This window comes from Sphingosinicella flava, assembly GCF_016025255.1.
GTDB classification, from domain to species: Bacteria; Pseudomonadota; Alphaproteobacteria; order Sphingomonadales; family Sphingomonadaceae; genus Allosphingosinicella; species Allosphingosinicella flava.
Window position 1 is genome coordinate 1,840,073 of the sequence record NZ_CP065592.1, and the last position, 14,023, is coordinate 1,854,095.

Annotated in this window: 19 protein-coding genes and 1 tRNA gene; 12 read left to right on the forward strand and 8 right to left on the reverse strand. The window is 64.2% G+C overall.

Going from position 1 to position 14,023, the window contains the following annotated elements; translation table 11 throughout:
• The first annotated feature begins 6 nt into the window (after positions 1 to 6).
• The 5 genes from IC614_RS09415 (at position 7) to IC614_RS09435 (ending at position 2,719) form a co-directional block, all read left to right on the forward strand.
• Positions 7 to 471 (forward strand): PTS sugar transporter subunit IIA, encoded by a 465-nt coding sequence (locus tag IC614_RS09415; protein WP_200971072.1) that lies wholly within the window; start codon positions 7 to 9, stop codon positions 469 to 471.
• Positions 461 to 922 (forward strand): PaaI family thioesterase, encoded by a 462-nt coding sequence (locus IC614_RS09420; RefSeq protein WP_226372624.1) that lies wholly within the window; start codon positions 461 to 463, stop codon positions 920 to 922. The genes IC614_RS09415 and IC614_RS09420 overlap by 11 nt, the downstream gene beginning before the upstream one ends.
• Entirely contained in the window at positions 919 to 1,260 is a 342-nt protein-coding gene (locus IC614_RS09425) for a DUF1491 family protein (RefSeq protein WP_200971074.1), read from the forward strand. Before IC614_RS09420 ends, IC614_RS09425 begins: the two co-directional genes overlap by 4 nt.
• A 238-nt stretch (positions 1,261 to 1,498) precedes the next feature.
• A complete protein-coding gene (locus IC614_RS09430; RefSeq protein ID WP_200971075.1) occupies positions 1,499 to 2,128 on the forward strand; it encodes a cell wall hydrolase in 630 nt (209 codons plus the stop codon).
• Positions 2,129 to 2,233: 105 nt separating this feature from the next.
• Positions 2,234 to 2,719 carry an MmcB family DNA repair protein gene (locus tag IC614_RS09435; RefSeq protein WP_200971076.1) on the forward strand — a complete coding sequence of 162 codons (486 nt, stop codon included), beginning with the start codon at positions 2,234 to 2,236 and terminating at the stop codon, positions 2,717 to 2,719.
• A gap of 9 nt (positions 2,720 to 2,728) precedes the next feature.
• Here IC614_RS09435 and IC614_RS09440 read toward each other — a convergent pair whose 3' ends face one another.
• On the reverse strand, positions 2,729 to 3,328 hold the full coding sequence (locus IC614_RS09440; protein WP_200971077.1) for an ankyrin repeat domain-containing protein: 600 nt from the start codon (positions 3,326 to 3,328) through the stop codon (positions 2,729 to 2,731).
• An 83-nt stretch (positions 3,329 to 3,411) separates the two neighbouring features.
• Here IC614_RS09440 and IC614_RS09445 point away from each other — a divergent pair, with 83 nt between their 5' ends.
• Genes IC614_RS09445 through IC614_RS09455 form a run of 3 tightly spaced genes read left to right on the forward strand, consistent with a single transcriptional unit; the run spans position 3,412 to position 5,109 of the window.
• Positions 3,412 to 3,993, forward strand: a complete 582-nt coding sequence (locus tag IC614_RS09445) for an SCO family protein (RefSeq protein ID WP_226372625.1) — start codon at positions 3,412 to 3,414, stop codon at positions 3,991 to 3,993.
• Positions 3,990 to 4,421 carry a YcgN family cysteine cluster protein gene (locus tag IC614_RS09450; RefSeq protein WP_200971079.1) on the forward strand — a complete coding sequence of 144 codons (432 nt, stop codon included), beginning with the start codon at positions 3,990 to 3,992 and terminating at the stop codon, positions 4,419 to 4,421. Before IC614_RS09445 ends, IC614_RS09450 begins: the two co-directional genes overlap by 4 nt.
• A gap of 28 nt (positions 4,422 to 4,449) precedes the next feature.
• Positions 4,450 to 5,109, forward strand: coding sequence for a M48 family metallopeptidase (locus IC614_RS09455; protein WP_226372626.1), 660 nt, complete (start codon positions 4,450 to 4,452; stop codon positions 5,107 to 5,109).
• A gap of 4 nt (positions 5,110 to 5,113) precedes the next feature.
• Here IC614_RS09455 and IC614_RS09460 read toward each other — a convergent pair whose 3' ends face one another.
• The 4 genes from IC614_RS09460 to IC614_RS09475 all read right to left on the reverse strand — a co-directional run bounded on the left by IC614_RS09460 (position 5,114) and on the right by IC614_RS09475 (position 9,387).
• Positions 5,114 to 7,225 carry a transglycosylase domain-containing protein gene (locus IC614_RS09460; protein WP_200971081.1) on the reverse strand — a complete coding sequence of 704 codons (2,112 nt, stop codon included), beginning with the start codon at positions 7,223 to 7,225 and terminating at the stop codon, positions 5,114 to 5,116.
• A 117-nt stretch (positions 7,226 to 7,342) separates the two neighbouring features.
• A tRNA-Leu gene (locus IC614_RS09465) sits at positions 7,343 to 7,429 on the reverse strand.
• A 103-nt stretch (positions 7,430 to 7,532) separates the two neighbouring features.
• Positions 7,533 to 8,636, reverse strand: a complete 1,104-nt coding sequence (locus tag IC614_RS09470; RefSeq protein WP_200971082.1) for a 6-phosphofructokinase — start codon at positions 8,634 to 8,636, stop codon at positions 7,533 to 7,535.
• Between the two features lie 28 nt (positions 8,637 to 8,664).
• The gene (locus IC614_RS09475) at positions 8,665 to 9,387 is read right to left on the reverse strand and encodes an MJ0042-type zinc finger domain-containing protein (protein WP_200971083.1); all 723 of its coding nucleotides are present in this window, start codon (positions 9,385 to 9,387) and stop codon (positions 8,665 to 8,667) included.
• A gap of 165 nt (positions 9,388 to 9,552) precedes the next feature.
• On the opposite strand from IC614_RS09475, the gene ftsE reads away from it, so the two are divergent.
• The 4 genes from ftsE to IC614_RS09495 are packed head-to-tail and all read left to right on the forward strand — an operon-like array spanning position 9,553 to position 12,366.
• Positions 9,553 to 10,263 carry a cell division ATP-binding protein FtsE gene (ftsE, locus tag IC614_RS09480; protein WP_226372627.1) on the forward strand — a complete coding sequence of 237 codons (711 nt, stop codon included), beginning with the start codon at positions 9,553 to 9,555 and terminating at the stop codon, positions 10,261 to 10,263.
• A complete protein-coding gene (locus IC614_RS09485; protein ID WP_200971085.1) occupies positions 10,260 to 11,135 on the forward strand; it encodes a cell division protein FtsX in 876 nt (291 codons plus the stop codon). The genes ftsE and IC614_RS09485 overlap by 4 nt, the downstream gene beginning before the upstream one ends.
• On the forward strand, positions 11,132 to 11,662 hold the full coding sequence (locus IC614_RS09490) for a YdcF family protein (RefSeq protein WP_200971086.1): 531 nt from the start codon (positions 11,132 to 11,134) through the stop codon (positions 11,660 to 11,662). The genes IC614_RS09485 and IC614_RS09490 overlap by 4 nt, the downstream gene beginning before the upstream one ends.
• Positions 11,662 to 12,366 (forward strand): lysophospholipid acyltransferase family protein, encoded by a 705-nt coding sequence (locus tag IC614_RS09495; RefSeq protein ID WP_200971087.1) that lies wholly within the window; start codon positions 11,662 to 11,664, stop codon positions 12,364 to 12,366. The genes IC614_RS09490 and IC614_RS09495 overlap by 1 nt, the downstream gene beginning before the upstream one ends.
• Before the next feature lie 64 nt (positions 12,367 to 12,430).
• Here IC614_RS09495 and IC614_RS09500 read toward each other — a convergent pair whose 3' ends face one another.
• The 3 genes from IC614_RS09500 to fdxA all read right to left on the reverse strand — a co-directional run bounded on the left by IC614_RS09500 (position 12,431) and on the right by fdxA (position 14,011).
• Positions 12,431 to 12,967 (reverse strand): CarD family transcriptional regulator, encoded by a 537-nt coding sequence (locus IC614_RS09500; protein WP_200971088.1) that lies wholly within the window; start codon positions 12,965 to 12,967, stop codon positions 12,431 to 12,433.
• 259 nt (positions 12,968 to 13,226) lie between these two features.
• Positions 13,227 to 13,625 carry a DoxX family protein gene (locus IC614_RS09505; protein ID WP_200971089.1) on the reverse strand — a complete coding sequence of 133 codons (399 nt, stop codon included), beginning with the start codon at positions 13,623 to 13,625 and terminating at the stop codon, positions 13,227 to 13,229.
• Positions 13,626 to 13,672: 47 nt separating this feature from the next.
• On the reverse strand, positions 13,673 to 14,011 hold the full coding sequence (gene fdxA / locus IC614_RS09510; protein ID WP_200971090.1) for a ferredoxin FdxA: 339 nt from the start codon (positions 14,009 to 14,011) through the stop codon (positions 13,673 to 13,675).
• Positions 14,012 to 14,023: the final 12 nt, after the last annotated feature.

The window sequence follows — 14,023 nt, forward strand, 5'->3', positions numbered from 1 at the left end:
ATCGGTATGACAATTTTGTCGGACATTCTGTCGATCGATGCGATCGACTCGCATCTGGGCGCGACCAGCAAGAAGGCGCTGTTTCAGCAGCTGGCCGGTGCGGCCGCGCGCCAGACGGGCCTCGATGCCAAGGCGATCGCCGCCTGCCTGCTGGAGCGGGAAAAATTGGGGTCGACGGGCTTTGGCGGCGGCATCGCCATTCCCCATGGCAAGATCGATGGCCTGGACCATGTCTACGGCTTCTTCGCCCGGCTTACCGGTCCGATCGATTATCAGGCGGTCGATGCCTTGCCCGTGGATCTCGTTTTCCTGATTCTCTCTCCGCCAGACGCCGGGGCGGATCATTTGAAGGCGCTGGCCAGCGTCAGCCGGGCGTTGCGCGACAAGAATTGCGTCGCCAAATTGCGCGGCGCGAGATCCAATGACGCGATCTATGCGCTTCTCGCCGGGGTGGAGTCGCTTGCGGCCTGACGGGGGCGCTTCAGGGGCCGAAGCCCACTTTCGCGCGCTCGAATCCCTTTATGCCGCGGCGCCGATCAACACCCTGTTCGAATCGAAACTTGAAATCGTCGAGGAAGGGTTCGCCCGCATCCGGTTCGACGTGGATCGGCACGTCTTTCATGCGGCCGGCGCGGCGCATGGAACCCTTTATTTCAAGATGCTGGACGATGCGGCATTCTATGCGTGCAACAGCATGGTGTCGGACCGCTTCCTGCTGACCACCGCCTTCAACCTCCTCTTCACCCGGCCGCTCAAAGGGGGAAGCGTCGTGGCGGAGGGCCGCTGGGCGAGCGGTCGCCGCCGCGTGATGGTCGCCGACGCGCGGCTCATCGATTCGGATGGGGAGGAAGCGGCGCGCGGCACCGGCACCTTCATGCGCTCCCACATCCCGCTCGCCTCCCTTCCCGGCTATCGGTCTTGACGCCCCGCCTCGCCTCTTCGGTGCTGGTCAGTGCATTATTGCGCAAAGCCCAGGATGAAGGCGGCTTCGGCGCAGTGCTGTTCAAAGGCGATGAAAAAGCGGGCGAAATCATTGTAATTCTTAACGAACGCGGCCAGAAAAAGGGGGTTTTCCAAAGGTTTCTGCAGGCGGACGGCCTTTATTCCTGGCAAGGAATGACTGGTCAAGTCATTGAAAATGAAGGTGAATTTTCTAAATTCATAGACAGGCGCCGCCGTTTCGACCCCGATCTATGGTTAATAGAACTGGACATCGCATCTGCCGAACGGTTCGCCGCTGAAATGAATGCGTTCGATTGACTCGGTCACGCAGCCGAAACTAATGGGCGGCACTTCCAAAGCGGAGGGCCGCGCAACGTGCCAGAGTTTCGGCACGGCGGCCACGCAGACGGAGGGCGATCAGGGATGCATTTTCCAGGCATCCGGCGTTGGATCGACCGCCGCACTTGATAGAGTTTAGATGCTTGTTTCCGTGCGCGCTGCGGCCTTTGCCGTGGCCTCTTTTGCTGTTGCGCTTACCGCTACCTTCCGGCCGTCCATGGCCGAAGAGGCGGATGCGGCTCCGGTGGCCGCCTCTTATGCGGTCCATGCCGCCGCCGCCATCGAGGACGGCGTTCAAAATGTCGACACGCTGGCTCCGGCCGCGACTGAAATTTCCACCGATCCTGCCGCTTCCATTGCAGAGCATGCCGTCGCGATCACGGATCCTGCCGACGCAGCGGATGAATCCGACAATGCGGGCAAAACCCTCGCCCAACCCAAGACCCTGAGCGCGATGGTCGACGATCTTGCCGACAATGGCCTCGACGCCGAAATGGAATGCCTTGCCGGCGCCGTCTATTTCGAATCGAAGGGCGAACCGCTGGAAGGGCAGCTCGCCGTCGCCGAGGTCATCATCAACCGCATGAAGTCGGGACGTTTCGCCTCTACCCTGTGCGGCGTCGTGAAACAGCGCGGGCAGTTTTCCTTCGTTCGCGGCGGCAAGTTCCCGCCGATCGCGCGCGGTTCCGCCCATTGGAAAAAAGCGGTCGGCATCGCCCATGTCGCGATGCAGGATCTGGCCGACAGCAAGGTCGACGATGCCCTATTCTTCCACGCCCGCCGCGTATCGCCGGGTTGGAAGCTGAAGCGCCTGGCGACCGTCGGGAATCACGTTTTTTATCGCTGACCGCCTGAAGCGGTGGGGAAATCTGGGCCTGTCGCCGTTTCGGCGCAGGCCCTTTTTCTTGGGGCCGGCCTTTCATCCGTTCCCGTTTCATTCTAGGGCAAGGGCATGGCGAGCCTGCCCGATTCCTGCTTCCTCGACGCGCCGCTTGCCGCCCAGGATGTCGCGCGCGGCGTATCCCGCCTGTTTCACCGCCTGGATCTCTGCGCCTTGTGCGAGGTGCCGCTGCCCAACGGCCGCCGCGCCGACATGATGGCGGTGGACGCCAAGGGCCTGCTCACCATCGTCGAGATCAAGGTGTCCCGCGCCGATCTGCTCGGCGATTGCAAGTGGCGCGATTATCTCGACCATTGCGACCGCTTCTTCTGGGCGGTGCCGGCCGGCTTCGCGCTCGATCCTTTCGACGGCGATCATTGCGGGCCGGACCTTTCGGGACTGATCGTCGCCGACCGCTACGATGCGGCAATCCTGCGCGATGCTCCGACGCGCACGCTTTCCGCTGGGCGCCGCAAAGCCGAAATGCTGCGTTTCGCGCGTCGGGCCGCGCGCCGGATCATGGGCGCCGCCGATTCAGGGTTGGACGGATTGGATTGAGCCGGCGCGTCAGAATTTCGGGCCGACAATGTCCTTCTGTTTCGGCTTCGGATTTTCCAGCAGGCGCAATATCGCCTCGGCGCGATTGTCGCGACGGGCATAATCGAGCGCGTTATACCCTGCGATCCGGTCGCTGACCCGGGGATCGGCTCCGGCATCGAGAAGAAAGCGTACCATCGGCAGGTCGCGCCCCTGAACCGCGAGGATGAGCGGCGTCTGACCCCGGCTGTCCGTGGCGTTCACATTGGCCCGGTGCGCGACCAGGATCTCCGCGCCGCCGATCCAGCCCATTTGCGCGACGAGCGTGAAGGCGGTGTCGCCGCTGCGCGACTGAAGATCGGCTTTCGCGCCTTTGCCCAGGAGATAGTTGAGCCACGCGACATCACGGCGCTTCACCACCTCGTGAATGGCGGCCTCGCCCGTCGACGGATCCTTGTAGGTGAGGACGATGGAGCCGGGAGCGGTGACAAGCGCATTGGCTTTGGCGCCGTCACCCTCGCGAATGGCCTTGAGGAACGTATAGCCGTCCGACACGCGCTGCGCCGGGGCCGGCGCCGTCAGGCAAATTGCCGCTCCCATCGCCGCCAGGCTCAAAAGTCTCACACGCACGATTCCCACCCTTTTACAAACGATGCTTGATCCCCGCCCCTTAGCAAAGCATGGCTGGAGAAACCATGAATGGATTTCGTAAAATGCGGACTTCTTTGCTTATCCTGTTGGGTTTTTTCGCTTTTCTGGGTGCATGTTCGGCGCCCGCCGAAGCGCCGCCGCTCGCCGGAGCTGCGATCGGCGGGCCGTTCGCCCTCACCGACCAGGACGGAAAGGCCGTCACCGACAAGGATTTCGACGGCGCCTACCGCATCGTCTATTTCGGCTATACCTATTGTCCGGACGTCTGCCCGGTCGACCTTCAGCATATCGCGCAGGGTTATGCGGCGTTCGAAAAGGCCGCCCCCGCCAAGGCGGCAAAGGTGCGGCCGATCTTCGTCAGCGTCGATCCCGAACGGGATACGCCGGCGGTGGTGAAGCAATATGTCGCGGCCTTCCATCCGCGCATGACCGGCCTTACCGGCACTCCCGAGCAGCTGGCCGCGGCAGCCAAGGCCTATGGCGTTTATTATCAGCGTCGCGATGAAGCCGGAGCGAGCGAATATCTGATGGACCATAGCCGATCGGCGGTCCTTTTCGGTCCCAAGGGGGAGCCGATCGCGTTGTTGCCGCAGGATCAGGGTGCGGCCGCCGTGGCCGCCGAACTCGAACGCTGGGTGCGATGACGGAATCCTTTTGGGAACAACCGCTGCAACGGCTGAGCCGCGCCGAATGGGAGGCCTTGTGCGACGGTTGCGGCAAATGCTGCCTCCACAAATTGGAAGATGAGGAAAGCGGCGAGGTGTTCCACACCAATGTCGCCTGCCGCCTCCTCGACCGCCGCGAAGGGCGCTGTACCCACTATAAGGGCCGGCACGCCTTCGTGCCCGACTGCATCCGCCTGACGCCCGGCAAGATCGCGGAGATGGATTGGCTCCCGTCCACCTGCGCCTATCGCCTGCGCGCGGAGGGCAAGCCGTTGCCCGATTGGCATTATCTGATCAGCGGCGACCGCGAGACGATCCACCAAGCGGGAATGTCGACACGCGGCTGGACCGTCAACGAGACGGACGTGGTCGATTTCGAGCAGCACGTCATCGACCATGATCTTTAGGCGGCCCGGCCCGGCGGTTCCCGAGGGCATGACGCTGAAGGTTTCCGCCCGGGCCAAGGCGATGCGCCTGCGCGTCGACAGCCGGACCGGCGCCGTGGTGCTGACCGTTCCGAAACGCATTTCGGCGCGGCGGGCGCTGGCCTGGGCCGCGACGCAGGCCGATTGGATCGCGCGAACCCAGGCGGCCGTGCCGCCAGCCATGCCGCTGGTGCCGGGCGCGCCCATCCCATTTCGCGGGATCGAGCACCGCATCTTCTGGGATCCGCGCCTGGCCCGAACCCCCTGCGCGGAAGAAGGCGTGATCCGGCTCGGCGGTCCTGAAGACGCAGTTGAGGCGCGTCTCCTGCGCTGGTTGAGGAGACAGGCGCTCGACATCCTGACCGCCGATACGGCCTTGTTCGCCCGGCGCGCAGGCGTAACGGTCGGCCGCGTCGGCACTGGCGACACAGTGTCCCGTTGGGGCAGCTGTTCCGCGTCTGGCGACATTCGCTACAGCTGGCGCCTGATCCTGGCGCCCGACTGGGTGCGCCAAGCGACAGCCGCCCATGAAGTCGCCCACCGCGTTCACATGAATCATGGGCCCGCTTTTCACGCCCTGGTTGCCGAGATTTTCGGCGCCGATCCTTCGCCCGCGCGCGAATGGCTTCGCCGCAATGGCGCTGCGCTGCATCGGGTCGGCCGGACCTGAGCCGTTAAATATCCAGGGGTTGCTGCTGCGGCGCCTGCCGCTGGCCGGGGGCGGGCGGCAGCGTTTCCGGGCGCCGCACCGGTTCCCGGGGCTGGCGGCCCGGCTGTTGCGGCCGCTCCCGCCCAATGGCGCGGTCCAGCCATTGCTGGTCGAGCTGTTCCTCGCCCGGGGCTGGCTCGGCATCCATGGGCGCTTCCTCGGGCGATCCCGGTTGGGGCTGCGGCGTGCCGATCGGATTGCCGTCGGGATCGACCATCATGAAATCCTCGGGCGCCCCGTACCAGCTTTCCGCGTCGGGTTCTGTCTGCCAGTCGGGCAATTCGGTCTGGATCTCGAACTGTTCGATCGGGCGCTTGGCCACCGCTTGCACCATATAATCGTGGAAGGCACGGGCCGGCGCGGTGCCGCCCTGAAGGCCCGCAATGGGCCGCGCATCGTCGCGGCCCATCCACACGCCGGTCGTGAGGCCGCTCGAAAAGCCGACGAACCAGCCATCCTTGTTGGACGTGGTCGTGCCGGTCTTGCCCGCGACGGGGCGTCCGATCTGCGCCGCGCGGCCGGTGCCCGTCATCACGGCGGATTGCAGAAGGTCCGTCATCTGCGCCGCGACCCAAGGCGCGATGAGCACCCGATTTTCGTCGGACCGGTGCTGATAGAGGATGCTGCCATCGGCGAGCGTGACCTTGGCGATGCCGTAGGGCGTGACCGCCGTGCCCTTGCGCTGGACCGCGGCGAAAGCGCGAGTCATGTCGATCAGGCGCACGTCGGACGTGCCGAGCACCATGGACGGATGCGTGTTGACCGGCGTGGTGATGCCGAACCGGCGCGCCATGTCCGCGATATTGCTGAAACCGACTTGCTGCCCGATCTGCGCCGACACGGTGTTCAAGGAGAGTGAGAAAGCACCGCGCAGGCTGATTGGCCCGGCGAAGCGGCGGTTGCTGTTGCGCGGCGACCAGCCGTTGATCGTCACCGGTTGGTCGACGACCGTCTGCTCCGGCGTGTAGCCGGTTTCAAGCGCGGTCAGATAAACGAACAATTTGAATGCCGATCCGGGCTGGCGCTGCGCCTGGGTCGCGCGGTTGTAGATTGAGCTTACATAATCCTTGCCGCCGACCATCGCGCGCACCGCGCCATCGCGGTCGAGCGACACGAGCGCGCCTTGCGCGCCGCGCGGCGTGTTGGCGTTGATCGCTGCGTCCGCCGCCCGCTGCATGGCCGGATCGAGCGTCGTCCAGACCTCGATCGGGTCGCTGGTTTCGTCGATCAGGGTATCGAGCTGCGGCAACACCCAATCGGTGAAATAGCGGACGCTGTTCTGCTTGGGGGTCGGCACGATCTTGACCTCGGCGGGGTCGGCGGCGGCGGCCTGGGCGGGCGTGATGGCTTCCGCGCGGACCATCAGGTCGAGCACGACATTGGCCCGCTCCCGCGCCGCTTCCGCATCGGCGGTCGGCGAATAATTGGACGGCGCCTTGACGAGGCCCGCGATGATCGCCGCTTCGGAAACCGACAATTGTTCGGCGGAATGGCCGAAGAAGAGCCGGGACGCGGCGTCGATGCCGTAAGCGCCGCCGCCGAAATAGACGCGGTTGAGGTAGAGTTCGAGCACCTGTTCCTTGGAGAAACGCCTCTCGAGCGCGAGGGCCAAGATCGCCTCGCGCAGCTTGCGCGCATAGCTGCGCTTGCTGGTGAGGAAGACGTTGCGGGCGAGCTGCTGCGAAATGGTGGAAACGCCGCGCACCCCGCCGCCTTCGGTCAGGCTGACCTGGATGCCGCGCAGCGTCCCGACCGGGTCGACACCGGGATGATACCAGAAGCGCCGGTCCTCGACGGCCACCATCGCGTCGCGCATGACCGGCGGAATTTCGTCATAGGTCAGCCATTCGCCGAAACTTGGCCCCATCGACACCAGGATCGATCCGTCGGCCCCCCGCACCCGGATCATCTGTCCCAGATCGTCGCGGCGGACGAGTTGCTGGTAGGAGGGCAGTTGGCTCATCGCGACGCCCACCGCGACGACGAGGGCGATAAGGGCGATAAGGGCCGTGTAGAGCCCGACCTTGAAGGAGGTGACGAAAAACCGCTTCAGCGGCGAGGAAGCATGACTGGCCATCGGGCGACGAGGAATAAGGCGGGTTTGGCCCATGAACAAGAGACGTCGCGAGGGCGGGAGCCGATTGCCGCCAAGCGGAAGGGACGCCGCCGCCAAAAGATTGTTCTGAAGGGGAAATGGTGCGGTCGAGAAGACTCGAACTTCCACGGCCTTTCGGCCACAACGACCTCAACGTTGCGCGTCTACCAGTTCCGCCACGACCGCACATTTCTTTAGGTACCGCCGGTCACCCGGCGTCCGGTAGGCCGCGCCTCTAGCAAAGCTCTCGGGCCCGCGCAACGTGCTAATCGCGAAAAGCGGTGGCGCCTCAATAGAGGAACATCGGCATGCCTTCGACGCGCAACAGGCGGGCGCGGTAGACGCCGCTGTCGTAAAGCGCCGAGACATCGACCGATTTGGTTCCGGCGAGCAGGGTATCGATAGGCACATGCTGATAATTGCCGTCGATGAGCGCCACCATCCGTCCATATTCGCCGCGCTGGAGAAGCTGGACGGCAAGGCCGCCAAAGGCGAAGCCGACCATCCGGTCCATCGCATCGGGTTCTCCGGCGCGCATCAGATAGGCCAGCTCCTGCACGACGGTGCCGATTCCGGTGCGCTCCTCGATCTGTCGCGCCAGACGCTGGCCGACGCCGGCCTTGCCGCGCTTCGTCGCCGATTGCGCGATGTCGCTGCCGTCTGCGGCGGCATCGGTCGACAATCGGGCGCCTTCGGAAATCACGCAGACGGCGTAATTGGACGGGCGCGACGCGCGGTCCGCAGCGAGAAGGGGGAGCAGGATGTCGAGATCGGCCGGCACCTCGGCGATGATCGTCCGGTCGACCTGGGCGAGAAACCCCGCAAGAAGCGCGGTTTCGCCGCTGCGGCGCCCGAACAATTCGATGACGGCGATGCGCTCGTGGCTTTCGGTGGTGGTGCGCAGCGCATTGATCGCCTCGACGGAGCGGCTGACGGCGGTCGAGAAACCGATGCAATAATCGGTGCCGTGGACGTCATTGTCCATCGTCTTGGGCACGGAAATGACGGGGAAGCCCTGCGCCGACAGATGGGCCGAAAAACGCAGCGTGCCGTCGCCGCCCAAGGTGATCATCGCGTCGATGCCGAGGGCCTTCAGGACGCAGAGGACGTGATCGGTCCGGTCTCCCTCCTTCACCGTGCGCGGATCGGTGCGCGAAGTGTGAAGGATGGTGCCGCCCATCCGGTCGATGCCGCGCACGGCTTCCCGGTCCAGTCTGTAGGTAAAAGCAGCGATGCTGGCGGGATCGCCGGGATCGATGTTGAGAAAACCCTGCCAGCCCTTGCGGAAACCGGTCACGTCCCAGCCGAGATCGATGGCCGACAACACGATCGAGCGGATGCAGGGATTGAGGCCCGGAACATCGCCTCCGCCGGTCAGAATGCCGATCCGCATCAGGCTCCTCCCGCTTGCCGCTCTCCCGTCAGGAAATGGCCCCGAAGCGCAATTTCAGTTCGCGGGCGGATTGCGGCACATCGACTTCCGCACTGTTGAACGTCGCGCGCTGGCCCGGTTGGAGGCGGGGCACCGGCGCGGAAATGGCCCAATCATAAACCACCCGGCCCTGGGCATCGCGCAGCTCGGCCAGGATCTGCGGCACCTTTTGCGGTTCGTCGGTGGGGTTGACGACCCGGCCCGAAACCGTGAGCAGCTCATTGCCGCTTTCCATCATGCGCCGCTCCGGCTTTCCGGAATATTCGAGTTCGAGAGCGGTCGTTCCGGCGCGGGCGATCGGAATGGCACGATTGCCGCCCAGATAGACGAAGGCGGCGGCGGCAAGCGCGAGCAAGGCGATGACAATCGCGACCCACAGCCATTTGCGGGTGCGGTGCGGCGGCAGAGAAGGTTCCGTTGGATCGGGAGCAGCGTCGTAGGCGGGCTCTTCCGTCACGCTAGGGGGGGGCGTCACCGGCGCAGGCGACCTTGCTTCGAAAGCAGGGCGGGCAAGGTGCTCTTCGGGTTGAGACGGGGCAGCGGCATTCGTGCCGCTTTCAAACGCAGCGGCTTCCTCCTCCTCCTCCACCGGAGGCGGTTCCTGAAACCAGCCATGTTTGCACGAAGCGCAGCGAACCTGGCGGCCGGAGGGGCCGACGGCGCTGTCCGGAACGACATAACGGGTCTTGCACGCTGGGCAGGTAAGGATCATGTCGCGGCGCCGTCCCAATAGGATTGATCTTCTGCGTTGAATCTAAGCACGTTCATTGCGCGCCTTGCAAGCGTGACGGTACGGCTTTTCCGAATGTCGTCGCTTTACGGGCAGGGCTGGTCCATGCGAAGGCCTTCCATCGGGCTTCAAGGGGCGAGGACGGCGGTGGCTTCTGGCATCGTGCAATTCGAATATGTCGGCCTGCGCTACGGCATGGGCGCGGAAATCTTGCGCGACCTCAATTTCTCGCTCCGCGAGGGCGGTTTCTACTTCCTGACCGGCCCATCCGGCGCGGGCAAGACATCGCTGCTGAAGCTCCTCTACCTCGCCCAAAGTCCGAGCCGGGGCGCGATCCGCCTGTTCGGAGAGAATGTAAGCAGTCTCCGTCGTGCCGATTTGCCGGCACTGCGGCGCAAAATCGGGGTCGTCTTCCAGGACTTTCGCCTCGCTGGTCATTTGTCCGCATTCGACAATGTCGCTCTGCCGCTGCGCATCGCGGGCGTGAGCGAGAGTGAAATCGCGAGCAGCGTCGGAGAGATGCTCGACTGGGCGGGGCTTGCCGACCGGGCGAGCGCGCGGCCTGCCACCCTCTCGGGCGGCGAGCAGCAAAGGGTTGCTATCGCTCGCGCCGTCATCGGGCGGCCAAAGCTCCTCGTCGCCGACGAGCCGACGGGCAATGTCGATCCCGATATGGCGGCCCGCCTTCTCGGCTTGTTCGAGGCGCTCAACCGCATCGGGACGACGGTGGTGATCGCGACCCATGACATCCAGCTCATCGCGCGCATGCCCGCCGCCGAAATCATGCGGCTCGACAAAGGCCGGCTGGCCGACCCGACCGGCATGTTCCGCCATCCTCCGAAAAGGCCTGGGCTATGAGGGCGCTATCGCGCATCGGCGAGAGTGAAGGCCGGTTGCTGCCGCAGGGCGTGGCCAGCCCGACGCCGTGGATCATCGCCGTCATGACCTTCCTCGTCACGCTCGCGGCGGCGGCAAGCATTGCTTTGACAGGGACAGCCCGACATATCGGCGCAGGCACGGGCATCGCCGTCCAGATCGTCACCGCCGATGGGGCGAAAAGGGAAGCCGATGCGGCGGCGGCGGCGGCCGTGCTGCGCGCCGCTCCGCAGGTCGCCGATGTCCGGCGCATCCCCGACAGCGATGTCGCGGCCATGCTGGAGCCCTGGCTTGGCGAGTTTGGGCAAGCCGATATTCCCTTGCCCGCGATCATCGAGGCGGAGCGAAGGGGCGATGTCGATATTGCGCAGCTGCGCCGGACGCTGGCCGATAAGGCGCCGTCCGCGCGATTGTCCACCGATGCCGAATGGCTGGCGCCCCTGTCGCGCCTCATTGCGATGCTGAGCGGGCTGGGATTTGCTATCCTTGCCCTGATGACGGCGGCGACGGGCGCCGTCGTGGCGCTCGCGGCGCGGGCCGTGTTCGACACGCATCGTCCGATGATCGCGCTCCTTCACACGATGGGCGCGACGGACGCGCAGATCGCCCGGCTGGTGCAACGCCGCATCGCGCTCGACGCTTTGTGGGGATCGGTCATCGGCGGCGGCGGCGCGATCCTCTTCGTCCTCCTGATCGGCGATCGCGCCGCGGACTTGGGATCGGAACTGCTTGGCGGGACGGCACCCCCGGCCTGGGGCCTGTTGCCGCTGCTCTTCGTGCCGCTGGCGAGCGCGGGCCTCGCGATGCTGGTTGCCCGGATCACCGTTTTTCGGGCATTGAAGCGCGATCCATGATCAGCAGGCTGCTCTCCTTTCTGTTGCTTCTCTACCTGCTCGGCTATGCGGCTTTCGTCGTGCTGCTGCCGAAACCGGCGGACATGCAACGCACCGACGGAATCGTTGTCCTGACCGGCGGGCCGGGCCGGGTGGCCCGCGGCCTCGACCTGATGGCGAACAAAAAGGCGGACCGGATGCTGATTTCCGGTGTCGAACGCAGTGTACGGCCGCAGGAATTGGCGGCGGAATATGATGCGGACATCGCTCTTTTCGAATGTTGCATCGATCTTGGCCGGGAATCGATCGATACGCGCTCGAATGCGACCGAAACCGCGCGCTGGCTGAAGCGAAACGGGGTCAAGACGGTGCGTCTCGTCACCAATGATTGGCATATGCCGCGGGCGGGTCTCGAATTTTCGCTCGATATACCGGAAGACGTCGAAATTCTGTCCGACGCGGTGCCAGGCAAGGCGAGTTTCCGGCAATTGTTCAAGGAATATAACAAATATCTGCTGCGTTATGCGGCGGTGCTGGTCGGCATCTGATGGCGGTTCTCCGCTCGGCCCTGTTCGCCCTCATCTTCTATCCCGGCACGGCTTTGTACGTGGCGGCGACCTTTATCGGGGGCCTGTTCGGGCGGGAGGCCCTTATTCGCGCGGTCCTCGCCTGGGCGCGCTTTCATCGCTGGTGCGCCGCAACCTTGCTTGGCGTCCGCGCGCGTCCGGAGGGACATTGCCCGTCCGGGCCAGTGCTGATCGCGGCCAAGCATCAGTCGATGTTCGAAGCCATCGATTTTCTCCTCATGCTCGACCGTCCGGCGGTGGTCTTGAAGCGGGAGCTGGCCGACATTCCCGGCTGGGGCTGGGCGGCGCGGGCCTATGGCGTCATTCCCGTCGACCGGGCGGGCGGCGCCGCCGCCCTCCGCCGCATGCTGCGCGCGGCGGAGGCGGCGATCCGGGAAGGCCGTCCCATCCTCATTTTCCCCGAAGGCACCCGCGTCAAGCCTGGCGAACAGCCGCCGCTCGCCGCCGGATTTTCCGGTCTCTATAAAGCCTTGGGCCTTCCCGTCGTGCCCGTCGCGCTGGATGCGGGCCGCGTCTGGCCCAAGGGCAAGTTCGTCAAACAGGCCGGCGACATATGTTTCGTTTTTCACGATCCTGTTCCGCCCGGCCTGCCCCGCAAGGAGGTCGAAGCGCGCATTCACGCCGCGATCAACAGTTTGGAGCCGCCGGTGCCGCCAGCCGCTTAATGGCTGTAAAAGAAAAGGCGGCCCTCGCGGACCGCCTTCTCATCGTCACCATTAGGGCAAGCGCTTATTTTTCGACAGCCTTGTCCTTATTGTAGATCGCGGCTGCCTTGTTGAGGATCTCGAGGATCTTCTTCAAAGCCGTCGGTTCATCCACCTGCTCCATTGCCGCGAGCTCACGGGCGAGGCGGCTGGAAGCGGCTTCGAAAATCTGGCGCTCCGAATAGCTCTGCTCCGGCTGGTCGTCGGCACGGAACAGGTCGCGCGTCACTTCGGCGATCGACACGAGGTCGCCCGAATTGATCTTCGCTTCATATTCCTGGGCCCGGCGCGACCACATGGTACGCTTGACCTTCGGCTTGCCTTTCAGCGTGTCGAGGGCTTCCTTCATCGTCTTGTCGGACGACAATTTGCGCATGCCGACGCTTTCCGCCTTGTTGGTCGGAACGCGCAGGGTCATCTTTTCCTTTTCGAAACGGAGCACGTACAGCTCCAGCTTCATGCCCGCAATGTCGGTGCTTTGGAGCTCGACGACACGGCCAACGCCGTGCTTGGGGTAAACGACATAATCGCCAACGTCGAAATTCAACGCCTTGGTCGCCATGGACGCACCTTTCTATGATCGCCGTCAATCGAGCCAACCCGCGTCACCCCTGCCGCGGCTCGAACATCCCCATTTGTCGGCGAAACGTGTGATCACCAGAGGCAGGCGTCGTTACACCTACCGTTACGGACTATCATATAACAGAAAAGTGACTCGAATTCCAGTGCCGGACGCGGCTTCTCCCCGTCCGGAAAAGGGACGATCGGTCATTCGTCCCATGCTTGGAACGGTTCGGCGGAATGGCGGACTTTTCGCCTTGTCAGGTCCGTCTTGAGGCGCGTCGCGCGTCGAGACTCCAGGCGCCTGGACCGCTGAAGACGATGTAAAGGAAGATGAAGCAAAACAGAATTGCCGCATCACCGCCATTGTTGATCGGAAAAGCATCCTTGGGCGCATGCGCCATCCAGTAAGCGACCGCCATCTGACCGGAGGCGATGAAGGCGGCAAGGCGGGTGAACAGGCCAGCAAGCAACAGCAAGCCCAGAACGATTTCCAAGATGCCGGCGATACCCATCATGGACAGGAGCGGAACCGCATCGGGCCCGCCGGCGGGAAAGCCGAGCAATTTCCAGGTGCCATGTTCAAGAAACAATAAAGCCGACACGATCCGCAACAGGCTGAGAACCCTTGGCTGCCAGGCGGTCAGATTTGCATTCACGCCATCTTATCCTCCCCCTTTTCGAAAGACAGCGCCGGATGACGGGCTCAGTCGCCCTGGCCAGGCTCCGGCGAGAAATACTTCTCGTACTTGCCCTCTTCGCCCTTATGCGCATCGGCGTCGGCGGGCTGCTCGCGTTTGCGGGTGATGTTGGGCCATTCGGCGGAGAATTGGGCGTTGATTTCCAGCCACTTCTCCTGCCCCGCCTCGGTATCGGGGACGATCGCCTCGGCCGGGCATTCGGGTTCGCACACGCCGCAGTCGATGCATTCGTTGGGATTGATGACGAGCATATTGTCGCCTTCGTAGAAGCAATCGACCGGGCAGACCTCCACGCAATCCATATATTTGCAGCGGATGCAATTTTCGGTGACGACGTAGGTCATGGTCGATTTCTC

Bases quoted from the DNA above. Each gene is read 5' to 3' on its own strand.
- IC614_RS09415 (WP_200971072.1), top strand. From the start codon at position 7: ATGACAATTTTGTCGGACATTCTGTCGATCGATGCGATCGACTCGCAT.
- IC614_RS09430 (WP_200971075.1), top strand. From the start codon at position 1,499: ATGGCCGAAGAGGCGGATGCGGCTCCGGTGGCCGCCTCTTATGCGGTC.
- IC614_RS09435 (WP_200971076.1), top strand. From the start codon at position 2,234: ATGGCGAGCCTGCCCGATTCCTGCTTCCTCGACGCGCCGCTTGCCGCC.
- IC614_RS09445 (WP_226372625.1), top strand. From the start codon at position 3,412: ATGCGGACTTCTTTGCTTATCCTGTTGGGTTTTTTCGCTTTTCTGGGT.
- IC614_RS09450 (WP_200971079.1), top strand. From the start codon at position 3,990: ATGACGGAATCCTTTTGGGAACAACCGCTGCAACGGCTGAGCCGCGCC.
- IC614_RS09455 (WP_226372626.1), top strand. From the start codon at position 4,450: ATGACGCTGAAGGTTTCCGCCCGGGCCAAGGCGATGCGCCTGCGCGTC.
- IC614_RS09460 (WP_200971081.1), bottom strand. From the start codon at position 7,225: ATGGCCAGTCATGCTTCCTCGCCGCTGAAGCGGTTTTTCGTCACCTCC.
- IC614_RS09470 (WP_200971082.1), bottom strand. From the start codon at position 8,636: ATGCGGATCGGCATTCTGACCGGCGGAGGCGATGTTCCGGGCCTCAAT.
- IC614_RS09475 (WP_200971083.1), bottom strand. From the start codon at position 9,387: ATGATCCTTACCTGCCCAGCGTGCAAGACCCGTTATGTCGTTCCGGAC.
- IC614_RS09485 (WP_200971085.1), top strand. From the start codon at position 10,260: ATGAGGGCGCTATCGCGCATCGGCGAGAGTGAAGGCCGGTTGCTGCCG.
- IC614_RS09490 (WP_200971086.1), top strand. From the start codon at position 11,132: ATGATCAGCAGGCTGCTCTCCTTTCTGTTGCTTCTCTACCTGCTCGGC.
- IC614_RS09495 (WP_200971087.1), top strand. From the start codon at position 11,662: ATGGCGGTTCTCCGCTCGGCCCTGTTCGCCCTCATCTTCTATCCCGGC.
- IC614_RS09500 (WP_200971088.1), bottom strand. From the start codon at position 12,967: ATGGCGACCAAGGCGTTGAATTTCGACGTTGGCGATTATGTCGTTTAC.
- fdxA (WP_200971090.1), bottom strand. From the start codon at position 14,011: ATGACCTACGTCGTCACCGAAAATTGCATCCGCTGCAAATATATGGAT.